The following is a 20179-nucleotide window of genomic DNA, read 5'->3' as shown; positions in this document are numbered from 1 at the left end:
AGGCTCGCTCCCACAGGATTTGGCTCTGTGGGGTTCAGAGCTGATCGAAATCCAGCACTACCTTGTCGCTGATCGGGAAGGCCTGGCACGACAGCACGTAACCGGCGGCGACTTCGTAGTCTTCCAGGGCGTGGTTGCTGTCCATTTCCACTTCGCCTTCGATGACCTTGCATTTGCAGGTCGAGCACACGCCGGCCTTGCACGAGTAGGGCAGTTCGGCGCCCTGGGCATTGCCCGCGTCGAGGATGCTCTGGCTGTTGCGCGGCAGGTCGAAGGCCAGGGCGCGGCCGTCGCTGATGACGGTGATCTGGCTGACCGCCGAATCCACCTGCCGGGCGGCCTCGCGGGCTTCGCGTTTTTGCTGGCTGCCGACGGCGGCGAACAGTTCGAAATGGATGCGTTCCGGTGCCATGCCCTTGGCCTTGAGGCTGTCGCGCACGGTTTCGGTCATTTCCTGCGGCCCGCAGATGAAGGCGGCGTCGAGGGCTTTCACATCGAGCCAGCGGCTGAACAATTGCTCGCATTTCTCGGCGTTGATCCGGCCGTTGTACAGGTCCACATCCTGCTGCTCGCGGCTGAACACGAAAATCAGGTTCAGGCGTTGCAGGTAGCGGTTTTTCAGGTCTTCCAGCTGCTCGCGAAACAACGCGCCGGAGCTGGAACGGTTGCCGTACAGCAGGGTGACGCGGCTGTGGGGCTCGGTTTCCAGGGTGGTCTTGATGATCGACAGGATCGGCGTGATGCCGCTACCCGCCGCGACGGCCAGGTATTGGCCATGGCGAGCCGGGTCCAGTTCGACGCTGAAATGCCCGGCGGGCGGCATGACTTCCAGGCTGTGCCCGGCCTTCAGTTGTTCATTGGCAAACGCGGAAAAACGCCCGCCGGCCACGCGCTTGACCGCGACCCGCAGTTCGCCGTCATTGACGCCGGTGCAGATCGAGTACGAGCGGCGCACTTCTTCGCCGTCCAGCTGGGTGCGCATCACCAGGTGCTGACCCTGGGTGAAGTGGAAACTGTCTTGCAGGTCCTGCGGAATTTCGAAGGCGATGGACACCGCGTCACGGGTCTCGGCGCGCACGTCCTTGATGGTCAGGCTGTGAAATTTGCTCATTGTTGTTCTCCAGCTGGACGGCCGACGCCGCTCAGATGCACTTGAAATAGTCGAACGGTTCCCGGCAATCGACGCAGCGGTACAGCGCCTTGCACGCGGTGGAGCCGAACTCGCTGAGCACCTCGGTGTGGGCGCTGCCGCACTGCGGGCAGACGATCACGGGGCTTTCACCGAGCAGGCTGCGCTTGCTGGTGCTGCCTTCCGGCGGCGCGATGCCATAGGCACGCAGGCGTTCACGGCCGCTGTCGCTGATCCAGTCGGTGGTCCAGGCCGGGGTCAAGCGGCGCTCCAGATTCGGCGCGCGAAAACCGGCCTGCTCCAGCGCCTCACGGATATCGCCCTCGATCACTTCGGTGGCGGGGCAGCCGGAGTAGGTCGGGGTGACCACCACGTGCAAGTGCCCGGCCTGCCAGTCCAGATCGCGGACAATCCCCAGGTCCACCACGCTGACCACCGGCACTTCCGGGTCCATGACCTCGGCCAGGATCGCCCACGCGGCAGTCAAGTCGCTCGGTTGTACCGGCCGGGCGCCCTGGTCGCTGGCGATCAGCTCACCAGGTTGCATCGGGGTACGCTCGGGGCAGGAACTGCATTTCGGCCAGCAGAATCCCCAGGTGTTCGGTGTGCAGGCCCTTGCGCGCATTCAGGTAGAAATAGCTGGGCGCAGCCGGCACGGGCAGGGTGGCGCTGGCGAAGATGTCGTTGACCTTGGCTTGCCATTGCGCCGCCACGCTGGCGATGTCCGGGGTGATGCGGGCTTCGCACAGGCGCTGTTCGCTGTCATCGGCAGCGATCAGTTCAACGGTGAAACGCCAGACCTCGGGAATCGCCGCGAGCATGCGTTTGTGGCTTTCCTCGGTGCCATCGCCCAGGCGCTCGACCCACTCGCCGGAGCGGCGCAGGTGATAGGTGACTTCCTTCACCGCTTTGGCGGCGATCCCGGCGATGCGTTCATCGCTGGACTGACTCAGGCCCTGGAGGACCGGCAGGTGCCAGGCGTCATAGAGGAACTGCTTGAGGATGGTCACCGCGTAGTCGCCGTTGGGTTGTTCCACCAGCAGCAGGTTGCGATAGGCACGTTCGTCGCGACGGAACGCCAGGTCATCGGCGTCGCGGCCGTCGTCCAGCAATTCGGCGGCGTAGTCCAGCCAGTTGCGGGCCTGGCCGACGAGGTCGAGGCCGACGTTCATCAGCGCCAGCTCTTCTTCCAGCGCCGGAGCCTTGCCGCACCACTGGCACAGGCGCTGGCCCTGGATCAGGGCGCTGTCGCCCAGGCGCAGCAAGTATTCGATCAGATCGGTCTTGTTATTCATGGTCGACCTCACATGTGCCCGACTTCGGCCGGCAGCTCGTAGAAGCTGGCATGGCGGTAAACCTTGTCGTCCGACGGGTCGAACAGCGGGTCTTTTTCATCCGGCGACGAGGCGGTGATCAGCGCCGATGGCACAACCCACAGGCTCACGCCTTCGCTGCGACGGGTGTACAGCTCGCGCGCGTTCTCGATGGCCATGGTGGTGTCGGCGGCGTGCACGCTGCCGACGTGCTTGTGGTTGAGGCCGTGCTTGCTGCGTACGAAGACTTCAAAAAGGGTCCACTCGGACATTTCAGTTACTCCACATCAGGTGGCCGAATCAGGCGGCGTTCTTGTTTTGTTTTTTGCGGGCGTGGGCGACGGCGGCTTCGCGAACCCAGGCGCCGTCTTCAATCGCCTTGCGGCGGGTGGCGACGCGTTCCTGGTTGCACGGGCCATTGCCTTTTAGTACTTCGTAGAATTCGTCCCACTGGATCTCGCCGAAGTCGTAGTGGCCGCGTTCGGCGTTCCACTTCAGGTCCGGATCGGGGCAGGTGCAGCCCAGCAGCTCCAGCTGCGGGATGGTCTGGTCGATGAAGCGCTGGCGCAGTTCATCGTTGCTCTGGCGCTTGATCTTCCAGGCCATGGACTGGGCGCTGTTCGGCGAGTGTTCGTCACTCGGACCGAACATCATCAGCGACGGCCACCACAGGCGGTTGATTGCGTCCTGGACCATGTCTTTTTGCGCTTGAGTGCCGTGGCGCATCATGGTCAGGAGGATTTCGTAGCCCTGGCGCTGGTGAAAGCTCTCTTCCTTGCAGATGCGGATCATCGCCCGCGAGTACGGGCCGTAGGAGGTGCGTTGCAGCACCACCTGATTGACGATCGCCGCACCGTCCACCAGCCAGCCCACCGCGCCCATGTCGGCCCAGTTCAGCGTCGGGTAATTGAAGATGCTCGAGTACTTGGCCTTGCCGCTGTGCAGCTTGTCGATTTCCGCATCGCGGTCGGCACCCAGGGTTTCCATGGCGCTGTACAGGTACAGACCGTGGCCGGCTTCGTCCTGGATCTTGGCCATCAACTGCAATTTGCGTTTGAGCGATGGTGCGCGGGTGACCCAGTTGCCTTCGGGCAGCATGCCGACGATTTCGGAGTGAGCGTGCTGGGAAATCTGCCGGATCAGGGTTTGCCGGTAGGCATCTGGCATCCAGTTCTTGGCTTCGATCTTGATTTCTGAATCGATTTTTTCCTGGAAAGCGCGCTCCTGTTCGGACATCTCCGACAGGTCTTTTATGCGTTTTACGCCTGTTTCTACTAGCTGTGCGTACATGGGGGTCTCCCGCCGTGAATCTGTTCGAGGGCATGGAGAACTTTATAAGCGATACAGAAATTAATATCAAACATAAAATGACGTGTCGTATTTGTTTTTGTATCACTTTGGGTGGAGTGGTCGTTTTGTGGCTCTGTTGATGTTCGGCACATTCCCTTGTGGGAGCTGGCTTGCCAGCGATGGCGGCCTCACAGCCAACCCGATTTTCTCGGATGTACCGCGACCCACTGTGGGAGCGAGCCTGCTCGCGAAAGCGGCGTGTCATTCAGCACACATGTCGACTGGTACGGCCCCTTCGCGAGCAGGCTCGCTCCCACAACTGGATTTGGTATATCCATGAAAATCAGGTCGGATGTCAGGCCGCCATCGCTGGCGAGCCAGCTCCCACAGGGACGGGGGTGAGCAGGCAAAAAAAAGCCCCGCATCAGCGGGGCTCAAAGGGGTGCAGCAGTCATGCTTTCGGGCGTTTGTCCACCACGTGGCAGGCCTTGCCCTCGGAGCGCTTGATCGAGTGGAAAGGCTGCAGGACGATCCGCGAACTGATGCCGATGTACGTCTTGATGTGCTTGCTCAACTCGCCACAGACGGCCTTCTGCTGTTCGTCGCTCAGGTGCTGATGTTCAGCCTTGAGTTCGACGTGCACGTCAACGCTGTCCAGGTTGCCATTGCGATACAGATGGATCTCATAGCACTCGGCAAGTTGTTTGATTTTCAGCACCTGCTCCTCGATCTGCGTCGGGAACACGTTGACCCCGCGGATGATCAGCATGTCGTCGCTGCGTCCGGTGATTTTGTCGATGCGGCGCATCGGCCGTGCGGTGCCCGGCAGCAGGCGCGTCAGGTCGCGGGTGCGGTAGCGGATCATCGGCAGGGCTTCTTTGCTCAGGGAGGTGAACACCAGTTCGCCCATCTGACCGTCCGGCAGCACTTCACCGGTGACCGGGTCGATGATTTCCGGGTAGAAGTGGTCTTCCCAGATGGTTGGGCCGTCCTTGGTTTCGGCGCATTCCATGGCGACGCCCGGGCCCATGATTTCCGAGAGACCGTAGATGTCCAGGGCGGTGATGCCCAGGCGTTGCTCGATGGCACTGCGCAGTTCGGCGGTCCATGGTTCGGCGCCGAAGATGCCCAGGCGCAGGGCCAGTTTGTGCGGATCGATGCCCTGGCGCTCGATTTCATCGGCGATGTTGAGCATGTAGGACGGCGTGACCATGATGATGTCCGGCTGGAAATCCTTGATCAACTGCACTTGTTTTTCGGTCTGGCCGCCGGACATCGGGATCACCGTGCAACCCAGGCGCTCGGCACCGTAGTGCGCGCCGAGGCCGCCGGTGAACAGGCCGTAGCCATAGGAAATGTGCACTTTGTCGCCGCGACGCCCGCCCGCCGCGCGGATCGAACGGGCCACAACGTTGGCCCAGGTGTCGATGTCGTTCTGGGTGTAGCCGACGACGGTCGGTTTGCCGGTGGTGCCGCTGGAGGCATGCAGGCGCACGATGTCGTGCATCGGCACGGCAAACATGCCATAGGGGTAGTTGTCGCGCAGGTCGGATTTGGTGGTGAACGGGAATTTCGCCAGGTCGTCGAGGGACTTGATGTCGTCCGGGTGCACGCCCAGCGCGTCGAAGCGCTGACGGTACAGCGGCACGTTGTTGTAGGCGTGGTTCAGGCTCCAGCGCAGGCGTTCGAGCTGGTGCTGACGGAGTTCGTCGACGCTGGCGGTTTCCAGCGGGTCCAGCACAGGATCAAGCACGGATTGGGCAATTGGCATGTTCATGACTTCACTCGAATTGTTTTTGTGTTCCAGCCCTTTTGCACAAGGGCTTTGAGTGCATGACCCAAGGATACCTCTCGGCTCCTCGGGAATCGCGGTTCTTTAGTGGGATAGACGCTCGATGATCAGCGCGATCCCCTGGCCGACGCCGATGCACATGGTGCACAGGGCGTAGCGGCCATTGCGTTCCTCAAGCTCGTGCAGGGCGGTGGTCACCAGTCGCGCGCCGCTCATGCCCAACGGATGGCCGAGGGCGATGGCGCCGCCGTTGGGGTTGACCCGTGGATCGGTGTCGCTCAAACCCAGTTCACGCAACACCGCCAGGCCTTGGGCGGCGAAGGCTTCGTTGAGTTCGATCACGTCCATGTCGGCCAGGCTCAGGTTGGCCAGCTCCAGCACCTTGCGGGTCGCCGGCACCGGGCCGATGCCCATGATGCGCGGCTCGACACCGGCAGTGGCCATCGCCACGACGCGGCCACGGGCGGTCAGGCCGTGACGTTTCGCGGCTTCGGGGCTGGCCAGCAGCAGGGCACAGGCGCCGTCGTTGACGCCCGAAGCGTTGCCGGCGGTGATGCTGCCGCCTTCGCGGAACGGCGTGCCGAGTTTGGCCAGCTGCTCCAGGGTGGTGTCGCCACGCGGGTGTTCATCGTGCTCGACGACTTTGGCCGGGCCTTTGCGCTGGGGGATTTCCACCGCAACGATTTCCTTGGCCAGGCGTCCGTTGGCCTGGGCGGCCGCGGCGCGTTGCTGGCTGCGCAGAGCGAAAGCATCCTGGTCAGCCCGGGAGATGTTGAACTGTTCGGCGACGTTCTCCGCGGTTTCCGGCATGGAGTCGATGCCGAAGGCCTTTTTCATCAGCGGATTGACGAAGCGCCAGCCGATGGTGGTGTCGAAAATCTCGGCCTGACGGGAAAACGCCTGCTCGGCCTTGCCCATCACCAGCGGTGCGCGGGACATCGATTCGACCCCGCCCACCAGCATCAACCCGGCCTCGCCACTGCGAATCGCCCGGGCCGCAGTGCCCACCGCGTCCAGCCCGGAACCGCACAGGCGATTGAGGGTGGTGCCCGGCACGCTGACCGGCAACCCGGCCAGCAGCGCCGACATGCGCGCGACGTTGCGGTTGTCTTCACCGGCCTGGTTGGCGCAGCCGTAGATCACATCGTCGACCTGGCTCCAGTCCACGTTCGGGTGGCGGCGCAGCAATTCGCGCAGCGGCACCGCGCCGAGGTCGTCGGCGCGCACACTACTAAGCACTCCGGCGTAGCGGCCGATGGGGGTGCGTACCGCGTCGATGATCAGGGCGTCATTCATTCGGGTTCTCCTGCGTCAGCACCGGGCCGCGCACTTTGTAGGATTTGCCATGGAACAGGGCGATCAACTGGCCCTGCTGGTTTTCAATGCGTACGTCGTAGTTGCCGGTGCGGCCGGAACGGCTTTGCTCGATGCAGTCGGCATTGAGCGTGTCGCCCAGGCGCGCCGGGGCGATGTAGTCGATGCTGCAACCGATGGCGACGGTGGCTTCGTTGTAGCTGTTGCAGGCAAAGGCAAACGCCGAGTCGGCAAGGGCGAACAGGTAACCGCCGTGGCAGGTGCCGTGGCCCTGGACCATGTCGGCGCGCACGGTCATGCCTACTCGAGCGGTGCCGGGGCCGGCGGACAGCAGGCGCATGCCCATGGCCTGGCTGGCGTTGTCGCGCTGGAACAACGCTTGCGCGCAGTCGCTGGCCAGGTTCATCGCTTGGTGATTAGTCATGGAAGTTTCTCCCTTCGGCCACACGGCGGCGCAACAACAGCGATGGCCGGTAGCGTTCTTCGCCGTAAGCGGCTTGCAGGTTGTCCAGCGTGGTGAGGATCTGTGGCAGGCCAACGGCATCGGCCCAGGCCAGCGGACCTTGGGGATAGTTGACCCCGGCGCGCATCGCCAGATCGATGTCGGCGGCGGAGGCCACGCCTTGCAACAGGGCGTCCGCCGCTTCGTTGGCGAGCATCGCCACGGTGCGCAATACCGCGAGCGCCGGGCTGTCGCTGAGCAGGCTGACCTTAAGGCCGGCCCGTTGCAGCAGGGCAACGCCTTGTTCAAGTGCCTGCGGATCAATACCGCCTGCATGGCTGATGGCGATGCGTTTGGCATTGGCGTAGTCGAAAGCCAGATCCAGCAGGATCAGGTTGCGCAGTCCGTCTTCCTTGGCGCGCTGACAGGCCATGCGTCCGTCGCTCAAGGCCAGCACGGCGTCACCGACCCGCAGCAAGCCGCGGCCGTCGCGCTGGATGACGTTCACGCCTTGTTCGCTCAGGCGTGCCAACAAGCCTTGGGCAATACCCAAATCGCCTTCGACGACACAGGCCTCGACGCTCGCACTGCTGCTGATTTCTGCCGCTGGCGGGCGTTCGGCGCCCTGGGTGTAGCTATAGAAGCCTTGTCCGCTTTTGCGTCCGAAACGCCCGCCGTCCACCAGTTCCTTCTGAATCAGCGATGGCTGGAAGCGGGTGTCCTGGTAATAAGCGTCGAACACTGAACAGGTCACGGCATAGTTGACGTCATGGCCGATCAGGTCGGTCAGCTCGAAAGCGCCCATGGCAAAACCGCCGGCCTCGCGCATCAGCGCATCCAGGGTCGGGCAATCGGCGGCGCCTTCTTGCAACTGGCGCAGGCTTTCGGCGTAGAACGGTCGGGCCACGCGGTTGACGATGAAACCGGGCGTGGAGCGGGTGTGCACCGGTTTCTTGCCCCAGGCTTTGGCGGTGTCGTACAGGCAAGCGGCCAAGGCCGGATCGCTGGCCAGGCCGGAGACGATTTCTACCAGCGCCATGACCGGCGCCGGATTGAAAAAGTGCAGGCCGAGCAGGCGTTGCGGGTGTTCCAGTTGCGCGGCGATGCCGGTGATCGACAGCGACGAGGTGTTGCTGGCCAGGATGCACTGCGCGCCGCAGATGCCTTCCAGCTGGCGGAACAGCGCGCGTTTGACTTCGAGATTCTCGACGATGGCTTCGATGATCAAATCGCAATCGGCAAGGGCTTCGATGGCTTCCACCGCTTGCAGGCGTGCAATGGTCGCGCTGCGTGACTCGGCGGACAGCTTGCCGTTCTCGACCCGCTTGCCCAGTTGCCGGTCAATGCCTTCGATGGCCTGGGCCGCAGCGCCGGGACGATTGTCCAGCAGCAGCACCGGATGCCCGGCCTGCGCTGCGACCTGGGCAATGCCCGCGCCCATGGCGCCGGCGCCGATCACGGCAATGCGTGCGTTGGTATTGAGTGCCGTCATGACTCAGCGTCCCTTGAAGCTTGGGGTGCGTTTTTCCATGAAGGCGCTGACGCCTTCGCGGTAATCCTCGCTGCGCCCGGCCAGGCGTTGCAGGTCGCGTTCGAGTTCCAGCTGTTCGTCGAAGCTGTTGCTCATGCTGGCGTTGAGGCTGCGCTTGATCAGGGCCAGGCCGTAGGTCGGCTGGGTGGCCAGGTGTTGCGCCAGCTTGAGCGCTTCGTCGCGCAGTTCGGCGTCTTCCACGCAGCGGTAGATCAGACCCCATTGCTCGGCCTGTTCGGCGGTCAGGCGATTGCCGAGCAAGGCCAGGGCTTTGGCGCGGGCCATGCCGACCAGGCGGGGCAGGGTCCAGGTGCCGCCAGAATCGGGGATCAGGCCGATCTTGCAGAAGGCCTGGATGAAACTGGCCGAACGCGCCGCCAGTACCAGATCGCAAGCCAATGGAATGTTCGCGCCAGCACCCGCCGCCACGCCGTTGACCGCGCAGATCACCGGCATCGGCAAGTCACGCAGTTGGCGGATCAGCGGGTTGTAGAACTTCTCGATGGACTCACCCAGGTCAGGCACGGCACTGCCCGGCGCCACATTGCGGTCGCTGAGGTCTTGCCCGGCGCAGAAACCACGGCCTTCACCGGTCAGCAGCAGCACGCGCACGTCCGGGTTCTGCCGCACTTGCTTGAGCGCTTCCTTCACTTCGCCATGCATCTGGGTGTTGAAGCTGTTGAGCTGGTCCGGGCGATTGAGGCTGAGCAGGGCGACGCCGGCCTCGATGGAAAACAGGATGTGTTCGAAGTTCATGGTCTTGGCGCTCTCTTGGAATTCGTTAGGCGGGTTAACCGGATTACTGGCCGGTGAAAGTCGGCGTGCGTTTTTCCTGGAAGGCGGCAATGCCTTCGTCGCGGTCGCGGGTGCCGGCCAGCACGGTGAAGGCGTGGCGCTCGAAACGCAGGCCGCTGGCCAGGTCGGTGTCCATGGCCTTGAGCAACGCTTCCTTGGCCAGGCGCACTGCCAGTGGTGCCTTGGCGGCGATGGTGCGGGCGACCTGCAGGGCGCGTTCGACGGTGAATTCCGGTTGCGTGACTTCGCTGACCAGGCCGGCGCGTTGCGCCTGGCGGGCGTCGATCGGCTCGCCGGTCAGCACCATTTGCATGGCCATGGATTTGCCGACGGCGCGCAGCAGGCGTTGGGTGCCACCGGCGCCGGGCATGATCCCGAGGTTGATTTCCGGCTGGCCGAAGCGGGCATCTTCGCCGGCAATGATGATGTCGGCGTGCATCGCCAGTTCGCAGCCACCGCCCAGGGCGAAGCCGTTGACGGCGGCGATCAGCGGTTTGCTGAAGCGGGTGATGGCTTGCCACGAAGCCTGGCGCGGGTCGTCGAGGATGCCGACCAGATCGCGCTCGGCCATTTCCTTGATGTCGGCACCGGCGGCAAACGCCTTGCGGCTGCCGGTGATGACCACGGCGCGGGTGTCGGGATCGACCTGGGCGGCGCTCAGTTCGTCGGCCAGTTCGCCCAGCAACTGGGTGTTCAGGGCATTCAACGCCTGCGGGCGCTGCAGGGTAATCAGGCGCACGCCAGACTCGATCATCTCGACGGCAAGGGTTAGAGGCATGGCGGATGCCCTCACGGTGCACGCTCGGCGGTGATGCCGGCTTGTTATTGGATCGGCGGCGGGGGCCGGTTTTGCCGGAGTATACCTATAACGTGATACGTAAAATCAACATAAAAAACGTTTTAATGTGTCCTATTGTCGGATTCTGGATTTTTAGAGGTAGGCTGTTTGAAGTGGGTGTTCATGCTGTGAGTATTGATTTTACTGGTGTTTATGAGAGGCTTGGTGCTTGAAAAACACCCCATTTGAACCGGTCTATCAAGTGATACGCTTTTTAGTCTTTGTGCTGTTAAAAGCGATGTGATACAAAATGAGTCCATATCGGCATCGCTTTGTGAAGGAACCTGCCAATGACCTGCTACAGCCTCGATGGCCTCACCCCGGTGGTCGACCCCAGTGCTTATGTGCACCCGTCAGCGGTATTGATCGGTGACGTGATCATCGGCCCGCATTGCTACGTCGGGCCGCTGGCGAGCCTGCGCGGTGACTTCGGGCGGATCGTGCTGGAAGAGGGCGCCAACCTGCAGGACACCTGCGTGATGCACGGCTTCCCGGACAGCGACACCGTGGTCGAACGCAACGGCCACATCGGTCATGGCGCGGTGCTGCACGGTTGCCGGATCGGCGCCGATGCGCTGGTGGGCATGAATGCGGTAGTGATGGACAACGCACGCATCGGCCCGCAGTCCATTGTGTCGGCGGCGGCGTTCGTCAAGGCCGGTTTCGAATGCCCGGAGCAGTCGCTGGTCATGGGCGCACCGGCCAGCGTCAAGCGCACCCTCAGCGATCAGGAAGTGGCGTGGAAACAGGCGGGTACTCGTGAGTATCAGGAACTGACCAAGCGATGCCTCACGCAGATGCAGGTTTGTGAACCGTTGGCCGAGCCGGAGGTTGATCGGCCGCGGATCAGTGACAGCGGATTCAGGCCCAAGGGCAGCACCTTGTGAACACCGTCCGTTGTGGGAGCGAGCCTGCTCGCGAATGCGGTCTGACATTCAACATTGATGCTGACTGACACACCGCTTTCGCGAGCAGGCTCGCTCCCACAAGGGGACTGCGCTTAATCAGTTGGCTTTCGGTATATTCCTTTTCTTTTTTTTACCCGGTACGCCCATGTCGTCCCTGACACCCCTGAACCATCTGATCACACGTTTCCAGGAGCAGACGCCGATTCGCGCCAGCTCCCTGATCATCACGCTATACGGTGATGCCATCGAGCCCCATGGCGGGACGGTCTGGCTCGGCAGCCTGATTCAACTGCTCGAACCGATCGGCATCAACGAGCGGCTGATCCGCACCTCGATTTTCCGCCTGACCAAGGAAGGCTGGCTGACAGCCGAGAAAGTCGGTCGGCGCAGTTACTACAGCCTCACCGGCACCGGTCGCCGGCGTTTCGACAAGGCATTCAAGCGGGTCTACAGCACCAGCATGCCGGCCTGGGATGGTTCCTGGTGCCTGGTGATGCTCTCGCAGTTGACCCAGGACAAGCGCAAGCAAGTGCGCGAAGAGCTGGAGTGGCAAGGTTTTGGTGCGATTTCGCCGGCGGTGCTGGCTTGCCCGCGCAGCGACCGCACCGATGTCAACGCGACCCTGCTCGACCTCGGCGCCCTTGAAGAAACCATCGTTTTCGAAACCACCGCCCAGGACGTGCTGGCATCCAAGGCCCTGCGCCTGCAAGTGCGCGAGAGCTGGAACATCGAGGAACTGGCGACCCATTACAGCGAGTTCATCCAACTGTTCCGACCACTCTGGCAAGCGCTTCGCGAACAGGAAAACCTGCAGCCGTCCGATTGCTTCCTGGCACGGATCCTGCTGATTCACGAATACCGCAAACTGCTGTTGCGCGACCCGCAATTGCCGGATGAATTGTTGCCCGGCGATTGGGAAGGTCGAGCCGCCCGCCAGTTGTGCCGCAATATTTACCGGTTGATCTACGCCAAGGCCGAGGAATGGCTGAACAGTGCGCTGGAAACCGCCGACGGCCCGTTGCCGGACGTGGGCGAAAGTTTTTATCGACGTTTTGGCGGGTTGAAGTAACTCGTCGTCGTTAAGGGAGAGTCACTGTTCAGGAGAGCATTTGGATTGACGTAGACAATAAAAATAAGCCTGCGTGAGGCCTGCCATGATTTCTACAAACGCACAGCGCCAGGATGGGTTCGATCAGTGGATCCATCAGATCAACCAGATCTGTGGCGCCTTCAACGCCAAACCCTTGGGTGGTGGATTTTCCGGAAAAATCCGCGAATACCGCAGCGATGCGCTCAAGCTCAGCTTCGTCGATGCCTGCCAGGCTCGGTTGTACCGCACGCCGCAGGAAGTCGCAGCGGGCGAGGGTGGTAAATACTTCGCGGTGTTCCAGCTCGAGGGCACGGCCGGCATGGCCCAAGGCGACGACAAGGTGCTGTTGTCGGCCGGTGACATCACCCTGATCGATGCTGCGCGGCCCAGTGATTTCACCTACAGCGAAAACTCCCGGCAATTGTCGCTGATCCTGCCCTATCAACTGGTGGAGCAAACCCTGCGCTTCAACCGGGTCAAGTGCGGGCACCGGATCGCCGCGACATCGCCCATCGCCATGCTCTCGCACCGTCTGATCCTCGACGCCACGCGCCAGCCGGACCTGAGCCGCCAGGAAAGCGAAGCGACCCTGGAGGCGATTGTCAGCCTGCTGCGTCCGGCGATCAGCCAGACAGACGATTGCACGGACCTGCACGAGCGCACCTTCCGCAAGACCCTGAGCTTCATCGACCAGCACATCCGCTCCGAAGAACTGTGCCCGGAATGGCTGGCGCGGGAAGTCGGCATGTCGACCCGTGGCCTGTACCGGATGTTTGCCAAAAAAGGCCTGGTGGTGGCGCGTTACATCAAGAACCGCCGCCTGGACCTGTGCGCCGAATCCTTGCGCCAATCGGGCAAGGAACAGAAGCTGTCGGTGCTGGGGTACTCGTGGGGGTTTTCCGATTCGAGCTACTTCTCGACCGCGTTCAAGTCGCGCTTCGGCATTGCGCCGGGGGAGTACCGCAAACAACACGCTTGAGATCTTTCTGCAGACTCAATATTCCTGTGGGAGCGAGCCTGCTCGCGAAAGCGGAGTGTCAGTCGACATCATTGCCATCTGATACACCGCCTTCGCGAGCAGGCTCGCTCCCACAGTTTTTTGTGTGCAGCCTCTGAGCCTTGAGCAAAGCTTACATGGTTATTTCGGGGAATTGAGGTTCAACGTCGGCGTTTCATCAAAGAAATTCCACGGTTTCAACAGCACATGCACCCACTCGGTCGGCATGATCGGCCACTCTTCGGCCCGGGCGACGTGGGTGGTGCCGGTGGTGAGCCAGACCACATCGTCGGTGTTTTCGATGGAGTGGTTATCCTGGGTAAACTGCCCCAGGCCCGAGTCCTTGTCCGAGCGGTTCGGGTATTTGCCTTCCGGGTACTTCTCTTCCGGGTTGTATTGCGTCACCCACAGCTGCTTGTCCATGAAGCTCAGGCGGTGGTAGAGCCATTCGTCTTTGCCGAAGTTGGCGCCCTTGGCCACCGGGTGCGTGCCGCCGGCATAGGGAATCAACTGATAGGAAACCGGGTTGCCGACCTTGTTTTCCTTGCTGAAGTTGGTCAGCAGGCGCACGGTCGACGGGTCGAATTTCTGCGCGGCCTGTTGTTCGGTGCTGACCACTTTGGTTTCGGTCTGCATGGTGCTGGTGCGCGGGCCGCCACGGTCGTTGGGCAGTACCACCGGGTTCACTTCCACCAGCGAATTGCTTTCGCCGTCCACGTCCATGTCGAGGCGGAAGTTGTAGATGTGCTGGTGGGTGGTGCCGACGATGTTGTGGTCAAGCAGGGTGCCGTAGCGCGTGTCTTCCTTGGCGGTTTCTTCGTGCATGGTCCTGGATTTCACGCCCTTGACCGCTTCGATCCCGGTGGCGCCGGCGTCGATGCCGATGGTGCCGTTCTGCTGGAAGACCCAGTCGAAAATGTAGTCATAGTTGCCGACGGTGCTGATCCAGCGCACCACCAGTTCACGACGCTCGGTGCTGAGGTTGGGCTGGCCCATCTCCTGGTGTTTGTATTCCGGGCCGGCATAGCGCTCGAACACCGCCATGGCGCGGGGGATCGAGGTCGGCGCGCCGGTGTAGTCGGCGATGGTGGCGTCCAGCAGCACGGCGTTTTCCGGGGCGTCTTTGCCACGGGCGATCGGCGAAGTCAGGGTGCCCATGCCGTAGTCGCCGGAATCCAGGTAGGCCTTGAAGTACCAGCCCACGTCCGGATCGCCGTAAGGCACGATCATGCCGCCCAGGGAGCCTTCGTACATGATTTTGCGTTTCTTGCCCTTGTCGTCGTAGGTGACGGTGGACAGGATCGGACCGACCCGCGAATCGAGGCGAACGTGGAAGTCCCAGTTCTGCCAGTGAATGCTGTTGCCGGTGATGGTGTAGTTCTTGCCCTCGGGCTCGATGATTTCCAGGGGCTTGACCGCCACGCCCTTGCGGCCGCGACCGTCATAGGGTGTCGGTTTCATCGGCACCGGAATCAGCGCTTCGTCTTCGATCTTGATCAGCTTTTTCTGTTCCAGATCGACAATCGCCACCAGGCCTTCGATCGGGTGCGCCCAATAGTTGCCGTCATCGACATTGAGGTAGCTGACGATTTTCAGCAGGCGCTTGTCCTGCGCCAGGCCGTCCTTGCCGTCGAAGTAGCCGACGGTCAAGGGCGTGGCCACCACTTTCTTCACATCGTTGATGCCGCGCTTGGCCAGGGCTTGTGCGTATTCCGGGCTGGTCTCGACAGCGGTTTGCACGGTGGCGAAGTCGTCCAGCAGGACCATGCCGTGGGCACCTTCAATCGGTTTCCAGGACTTGAGCTCCTTGCTGTCCAGATCCACCAGCGCTTCGATCACATGCTTGCCGTCCAGCACCACGATATTGGCCTGGCGTGGCTGGGTGACGTTTTGCCCGGTGTAGACGAAGTTCCACACCTGGTCTTTTGGCGGCGCCTTGATCGAGACTTCGGTGAAGCGGAAACCGGGCTTGTAATGCTCGGACTTCTTGACGATGTCCACCGCCGCGGTGATTTCGGCCGCGCTCAACGGGTTGAGCGGGTTGGGGCGGGTTTCCACGACAAAGGTCGTGTCCAGGCCGGACTGGAACACCTGGTTGATGAAGTCCTTGGACATGAATGCCGTCTTGTCCTTGAACACCACCGGCACCGTCAGCTCGATGCGTTTGCCATTGAGCATCGCCACTTTGCTGTTCGGCTTGACCTTGAGGTAGACCCCGTCCTTGGCGATGGTGAACAGGTCGGCGTAGTCGTCCCATTTGACCGTGGCGCCAAACTCCTCGAGGCCCGCTTGCAGCGGTACCATTTCGGCGTGACCGCCGTGGGCCAGGGCATCGCCCGCCCAATAAGGCAGGCCGAGGGTGCCCAGGGTAATGGCCAGCGCAAGCCGGGCCAGCGGTTTTCTGTTGCGCAATGCAAGGGAGGTGAACATATCTGGGTTCCTTCGGAAAAATCCGGTGTCAGGCATGCCAGCACTTTGCTACAGGTGGTGAATGGCTGCATTGGAATTGCTGCCAGATTCCTTTGGATTTGTGCCGCAATCAGCTTTCCCGACTGACGGAGGCTTGGCAAGCGGACAAAGCGCCTTGCTGCCCGGGTCGACCGGTGGCGCCGGCAGTCATTGCTTCTGGTTAATAGGAAGCATTACTATTCACGCCCCGTTTACACAGCATGCCGCAATGACCCCCAAGCTGCCCCGCAGACATGGCTTTTTCGAGCATTACGAAGAGTTGGTTGGCACCTGGACCCGTCGCCTGAGAAATCGTCAGCAGGCCGAGGACCTGGCCCACGATACCTTTGTACGCGTGCTTGAGTCCGATTCGGCGGCGGTGCAGCAACCCAGGGCGTATCTGCATCAGACCGCGCGCAATATTGCGGTGGATGGTTATCGGCGTGAGGATCGGCGGGGCGCCATGGAGTCAGAGGCGATCGATGAAAGTGTGTCGTCATCCGGCGACCCGGAGCATTACATGCATGCGATCCAATTGGCCGATTCCATCGAACGGGCGCTCACCGAGCTTCCGGTCAACTGCCGCAAGGTGTTTGTCTGGCAGAAAATCGAAGGCCTGACCCAGGCCGAAATCGCCGAGCGCCTGGGACTGTCCAAGAACATGGTGGAAAAGTATATGATCCGCACGCTGCGGCATTTGCGCGACCGCCTTGAAGGACTCTACCCATGAGTGGCCGCGCTTTCTCATCCCCAGCCAAACAGGAACTTCCATGATGGATACTCGTGATTGTGCGTGCGGGCAAACAACGGTTCGCGATGAAGCGGCGCAGTGGTTTGTGCGTTTGCAGGAACCTGCCGTCGATGTCGAAGTGTATCGTCGCTTCGAAACATGGCTGGACGAACACCCCCAACACCGAAACGAATTCGAATTGCTCCAGGGCCTGTGGAAGGCCGCCGATCGGGTGCCCGCGGCGCGTCTGCGAGCGTTGTGCGAAGAGGCGCCGGCCCGCAGCAAACGTCGGCCGATGGTGCGCTACGCGGTGGCCGCCAGTGTGCTGGCGGTGGCGCTCGGGTTGGGGCTGTTCAGCGGCTTGAATCAGCCGTCGCCTTACACAGCGGAGTTTTCCACGGCCCTGGGCGAACGCCGCCAGGTGGCGTTGCCGGATGGTTCGGTGGTCGACCTCGACAGCCGCAGCCGGATTCAGGTACGTTTTGAAAAAAAACGGCGCGCCATCGAGCTGACCGAAGGCGAGGCGATGTTCAGCGTCCAGCATGACAGCCGCCGGCCGTTTGTCGTCGAAGCCGGAAACGGCAAGGTCACGGTCACCGGCACCCGCTTCGATGTGCGCCGGGGCGCGATCGATACCCGGGTGGTGGTGGAGCAGGGCACGGTCAAGGTGCAAGGTCGCTCGGCGGCCGAGCACGATTTCATCAGCCTCACTGCGGGCCTGGGCACCCATGTCGATGGCCAGGGCAAGGTCGCGGTCGCCTATGCGGTCAACCCGGCGGAACTGACGGCCTGGCGCAACGGCAAACTGGTGTTCAACAACGCCAGCCTGGCCGATGTCGCCGAACAGGTCTCGCGTTATCGGGAAAAGCCGCTCAAGGTCGGCAACGCGACGGTGGGCAATCTGCGCCTGACCAGCGTGTTCAAGTCCGACAACACCGATGCGCTGCTCAAGGCCTTGCCGAGCATCCTTCCGGTGGCCGTGCGCACCCTCGATGACGGCAGTCAGGAAATAATTTCAAAATAACATTCAGGTTTTTTTCGAGTTCATCGTCTTCCTGTTCAACTGCAACTGGTTTGCATTAACAAACGCACACTCTTGCGATCCACAGGAATACGTTCGACGTGAATAAATCCACCGCTAAAAACAAAACCTTCCCTTGGTTGCCGCTGGCGCTCGCGCTGGCGGTCAACGGTGCGATGCCCCAGGCATTCGCCGCCGACGCCATCCATATCCAGGCGCAACCCTTGGGGCAGGCCTTGACTCAGCTGGGTCAGCAAACCTCGTTGCAGGTTTTCTTCAGCCCTGACCTGGTGGCCGGCAAGCAAGCACCTGCGGTGGACGGCAATCTCTCGCCGGAAGAGGCGCTGCGCCAGTTGCTGCAAGGCAGCGGCCTGCAATATTCGATCGATGAAGGTTCAGTGACCCTGATGCCGGCACCGAGCCCGGCGTCCAATGGCCCGCTGGAACTGGGCGCGACCGACATCAAGGTGGTCGGCGACTGGCTCGGCGACGCCGATGCCGCCGTGGTGCAGAACCACCCTGGTGCGCGTACCGTGATCCGCCGTGAAGCCATGATCGAGCAGGGCGCGATGAACGTCGGCGACGTGTTGAAGCGCGTACCGGGTGTGCAAGTGCAGGAGGCCAACGGCACCGGCGGCAGTGACATTTCCCTCAACGTCGGCGTGCGTGGCCTGACCTCGCGTCTGTCGCCACGCTCCACCGTGCTGATCGACGGCGTGCCTGCGGCGTTCGCGCCCTACGGCCAGCCTCAACTGTCCATGGCGCCGATTTCCTCCGGTAACCTCGACAGCATCGACGTGGTACGCGGTGCCGGTTCCGTGCGCTACGGGCCACAGAACGTGGGCGGCGTGATCAACTTCGTGACCCGTGCGATTCCGGAAAAAGCCTCCGCTGAAATCGGCACCACCCTGGAAACCTCCCAGCACGGTGGCTGGAAACACATCGACACCGCATTCATGGGCGGCACCGCCGACAACGGCATGGGTGTGGCGCTGTTGTACTCCGGCGTGAATGGCGACGGCTACCGTGAACGCAACAACGGCAACGACATCGACGACGTGATCCTCAAGACCCACTGGGCGCCCACTGACGTCGACGATTTCAGCCTCAATTTTCACTACTACGACGCCAGCGCCGACATGCCCGGTGGCCTGACCCAGGCGCAATACGACGCCGATCCGTTCCAGTCCGACCGTAACAACGACAACTTCAGCGGCCGCCGCAAGGATGTGTCGTTCAAGTGGATCCGGCAGATCGACGACCGTACCCAGGCCGAAGTGCTGACCTACTACTCCGACAGCTTCCGTGGCAGCAACATCGCCGCCCGCGACCAGAAGACCCTCGGCTCGTTCCCGCGCACCTACTACACCTACGGTATCGAACCGCGGGTGTCCCATGTGTTCGACGTCGGCCCGACCACCCAGGAAGTCAGCGTCGGTTATCGCTACCTGAAGGAAGGCATGCACGAGGAAGCCAGCCGTCTGGGGCTGAACAGCGCCAACGAACCGGTAGTACGTCCGGGTTCCGATGGGCACGTCTATCAGGACCGTACCGGTGGCACTGAAGCCCACGCGGTGTATGTCGACAACAAAATCGATGTCGGCAACTGGACCATCACCCCGGGTGTACGTTTCGAACATATCCAGACCGAATGGCATGACCGCCCGGTGCTCGACACCGCCGGCAAGCCCGTGCAGGAAAAGCGCCGCAGCATCGAGAGCAACGAACCGCTGCCGGCCCTGAGCGTCATGTACCACATGTCCGATGCCTGGAAGCTGTTCGCCAACTACGAAACCTCGTTCGGCTCCCTGCAATATTTCCAGCTCGGTCAAGGTGGCTCGGGTGACGAAACGGCCAACGGCCTGGAGCCGGAAAAGGCCAAGACCTACGAGATCGGCACGCGCTACAACGATGGTGTGTGGGGCGGTGAAGTAACGCTGTTCTACATCGACTTCGATAAAGAGCTGCAGTACATCAGCAACGACGCGGGCTGGACCAACCTCGGCGCGACCACGCACCGTGGCATCGAGGCATCGGTGCACTATGACTTGGCGGCACTGGACCCACGCCTCGAAGGCCTGACCGCCAACGCCGGTTACACCTACACCCGTGCGGTGTACGAAGGTGAGATTCCGGACTTCAAGGGCCGCGACCTGCCGTTCTATTCGCGTCAGGTGGCCACCGCCGGCCTGCGTTACAACATCGACCGCTGGACCTACAACCTCGATGCCTTTGCCCAGTCCAAGCAGCGCTCACCGGGTGTTGCGGTGAACGCCGATGGCAGTTTCACCAACAACTACATCACCGAAGGCACCGCGGATGGTCAGTACGGCGACATTCCAGGTTATGTCACCTGGAACGTGCGTGGTGGCTATGACTTCGGTCCGTCGGTGTCGAACCTGAAAGTCGGCGCTGGGGTGAAAAACATCTTCGACAAACAGTACTTCACCCGCTCCAGCGACAACAACGCGGGCATGTACGTCGGCACACCGCGCACATTCTTCGTGCAGGCCAGCGTCGGGTTCTGATCGACCGAGGCGC

At 62.0% G+C, this 20179-nt stretch carries 18 protein-coding genes; 6 read left to right on the top strand and 12 right to left on the bottom strand.

Annotated features, from left to right (window positions below; genetic code table 11):
* Positions 1–34: 34 nt before the first annotated feature.
* The 11 genes from paaE to paaF all read right to left on the bottom strand — a co-directional run bounded on the left by paaE (position 35) and on the right by paaF (position 10384).
* A complete protein-coding gene (gene paaE / locus CKW21_RS04840) occupies positions 35–1111 on the bottom strand; it encodes a 1,2-phenylacetyl-CoA epoxidase subunit PaaE (RefSeq protein ID WP_095192865.1) in 1077 nt (358 codons plus the stop codon).
* Between the two features lie 31 nt (positions 1112–1142).
* Positions 1143–1676, bottom strand: a complete 534-nt coding sequence (gene paaD / locus CKW21_RS04835; RefSeq protein ID WP_095192864.1) for a 1,2-phenylacetyl-CoA epoxidase subunit PaaD — start codon at positions 1674–1676, stop codon at positions 1143–1145.
* Entirely contained in the window at positions 1663–2424 is a 762-nt protein-coding gene (gene paaC / locus CKW21_RS04830; RefSeq protein ID WP_095192863.1) for a 1,2-phenylacetyl-CoA epoxidase subunit PaaC, read from the bottom strand. Before paaC ends, paaD begins: the two co-directional genes overlap by 14 nt.
* Before the next feature lie 8 nt (positions 2425–2432).
* Positions 2433–2714: a 1,2-phenylacetyl-CoA epoxidase subunit PaaB gene (gene paaB, locus CKW21_RS04825; protein ID WP_007943393.1), complete on the bottom strand. Its 282-nt coding sequence runs from the start codon at positions 2712–2714 to the stop codon at positions 2433–2435.
* A gap of 28 nt (positions 2715–2742) precedes the next feature.
* Positions 2743–3732: a 1,2-phenylacetyl-CoA epoxidase subunit PaaA gene (paaA, locus tag CKW21_RS04820; RefSeq protein WP_095192862.1), complete on the bottom strand. Its 990-nt coding sequence runs from the start codon at positions 3730–3732 to the stop codon at positions 2743–2745.
* A 451-nt stretch (positions 3733–4183) separates the two neighbouring features.
* Positions 4184–5509 carry a phenylacetate--CoA ligase PaaK gene (gene paaK, locus CKW21_RS04815; RefSeq protein ID WP_095192861.1) on the bottom strand — a complete coding sequence of 442 codons (1326 nt, stop codon included), beginning with the start codon at positions 5507–5509 and terminating at the stop codon, positions 4184–4186.
* Positions 5510–5608: 99 nt separating this feature from the next.
* Entirely contained in the window at positions 5609–6820 is a 1212-nt protein-coding gene (pcaF, locus tag CKW21_RS04810; protein ID WP_095192860.1) for a 3-oxoadipyl-CoA thiolase, read from the bottom strand.
* Positions 6813–7262, bottom strand: a complete 450-nt coding sequence (gene paaI / locus CKW21_RS04805; protein ID WP_095192859.1) for a hydroxyphenylacetyl-CoA thioesterase PaaI — start codon at positions 7260–7262, stop codon at positions 6813–6815. The genes pcaF and paaI overlap by 8 nt, the downstream gene beginning before the upstream one ends.
* The gene (gene paaH / locus CKW21_RS04800) at positions 7255–8772 is read right to left on the bottom strand and encodes a 3-hydroxyacyl-CoA dehydrogenase PaaH (RefSeq protein ID WP_095192858.1); all 1518 of its coding nucleotides are present in this window, start codon (positions 8770–8772) and stop codon (positions 7255–7257) included. Before paaH ends, paaI begins: the two co-directional genes overlap by 8 nt.
* 3 nt (positions 8773–8775) lie before the next feature.
* Positions 8776–9567 (bottom strand): 2-(1,2-epoxy-1,2-dihydrophenyl)acetyl-CoA isomerase PaaG, encoded by a 792-nt coding sequence (gene paaG, locus CKW21_RS04795; RefSeq protein ID WP_095192857.1) that lies wholly within the window; start codon positions 9565–9567, stop codon positions 8776–8778.
* Between the two features lie 43 nt (positions 9568–9610).
* Complete coding sequence (gene paaF, locus CKW21_RS04790; protein ID WP_095192856.1) at positions 9611–10384, bottom strand: 2,3-dehydroadipyl-CoA hydratase PaaF; 774 nt, start codon at positions 10382–10384, stop codon at positions 9611–9613.
* Between the two features lie 350 nt (positions 10385–10734).
* On the opposite strand from paaF, the gene paaY reads away from it, so the two are divergent.
* The 3 genes from paaY to feaR all read left to right on the top strand — a co-directional run bounded on the left by paaY (position 10735) and on the right by feaR (position 13421).
* The gene (gene paaY / locus CKW21_RS04785) at positions 10735–11331 is read left to right on the top strand and encodes a phenylacetic acid degradation protein PaaY (protein ID WP_095192855.1); all 597 of its coding nucleotides are present in this window, start codon (positions 10735–10737) and stop codon (positions 11329–11331) included.
* A 166-nt stretch (positions 11332–11497) separates the two neighbouring features.
* Complete coding sequence (gene paaX / locus CKW21_RS04780) at positions 11498–12421, top strand: phenylacetic acid degradation operon negative regulatory protein PaaX (RefSeq protein WP_095192854.1); 924 nt, start codon at positions 11498–11500, stop codon at positions 12419–12421.
* 85 nt (positions 12422–12506) lie between these two features.
* Positions 12507–13421: a transcriptional regulator FeaR gene (gene feaR, locus CKW21_RS04775; RefSeq protein WP_095192853.1), complete on the top strand. Its 915-nt coding sequence runs from the start codon at positions 12507–12509 to the stop codon at positions 13419–13421.
* A 159-nt stretch (positions 13422–13580) separates the two neighbouring features.
* Here feaR and tynA read toward each other — a convergent pair whose 3' ends face one another.
* Positions 13581–15869: a primary-amine oxidase gene (tynA, locus tag CKW21_RS04770; RefSeq protein WP_095192852.1), complete on the bottom strand. Its 2289-nt coding sequence runs from the start codon at positions 15867–15869 to the stop codon at positions 13581–13583.
* Positions 15870–16116: 247 nt separating this feature from the next.
* Here tynA and CKW21_RS04765 point away from each other — a divergent pair, with 247 nt between their 5' ends.
* From CKW21_RS04765 to CKW21_RS04755, 3 genes are all read left to right on the top strand, one after another.
* Entirely contained in the window at positions 16117–16617 is a 501-nt protein-coding gene (locus CKW21_RS04765) for a sigma-70 family RNA polymerase sigma factor (RefSeq protein WP_095192851.1), read from the top strand.
* A gap of 40 nt (positions 16618–16657) precedes the next feature.
* A complete protein-coding gene (locus CKW21_RS04760) occupies positions 16658–17641 on the top strand; it encodes a FecR family protein (RefSeq protein WP_095192850.1) in 984 nt (327 codons plus the stop codon).
* A 98-nt stretch (positions 17642–17739) separates the two neighbouring features.
* On the top strand, positions 17740–20166 hold the full coding sequence (locus CKW21_RS04755) for a TonB-dependent receptor (protein ID WP_095192849.1): 2427 nt from the start codon (positions 17740–17742) through the stop codon (positions 20164–20166).
* Positions 20167–20179: the final 13 nt, after the last annotated feature.

The sequence above is a fragment of the Pseudomonas sp. Irchel 3A7 genome, from assembly GCF_900187565.1.
In the GTDB taxonomy this organism is placed as follows: Bacteria; Pseudomonadota; Gammaproteobacteria; order Pseudomonadales; family Pseudomonadaceae; genus Aquipseudomonas.
The sequence above is the reverse complement of the archived record's forward strand: the minus strand, read 5'-3'. Positions and strand labels throughout refer to the sequence as shown.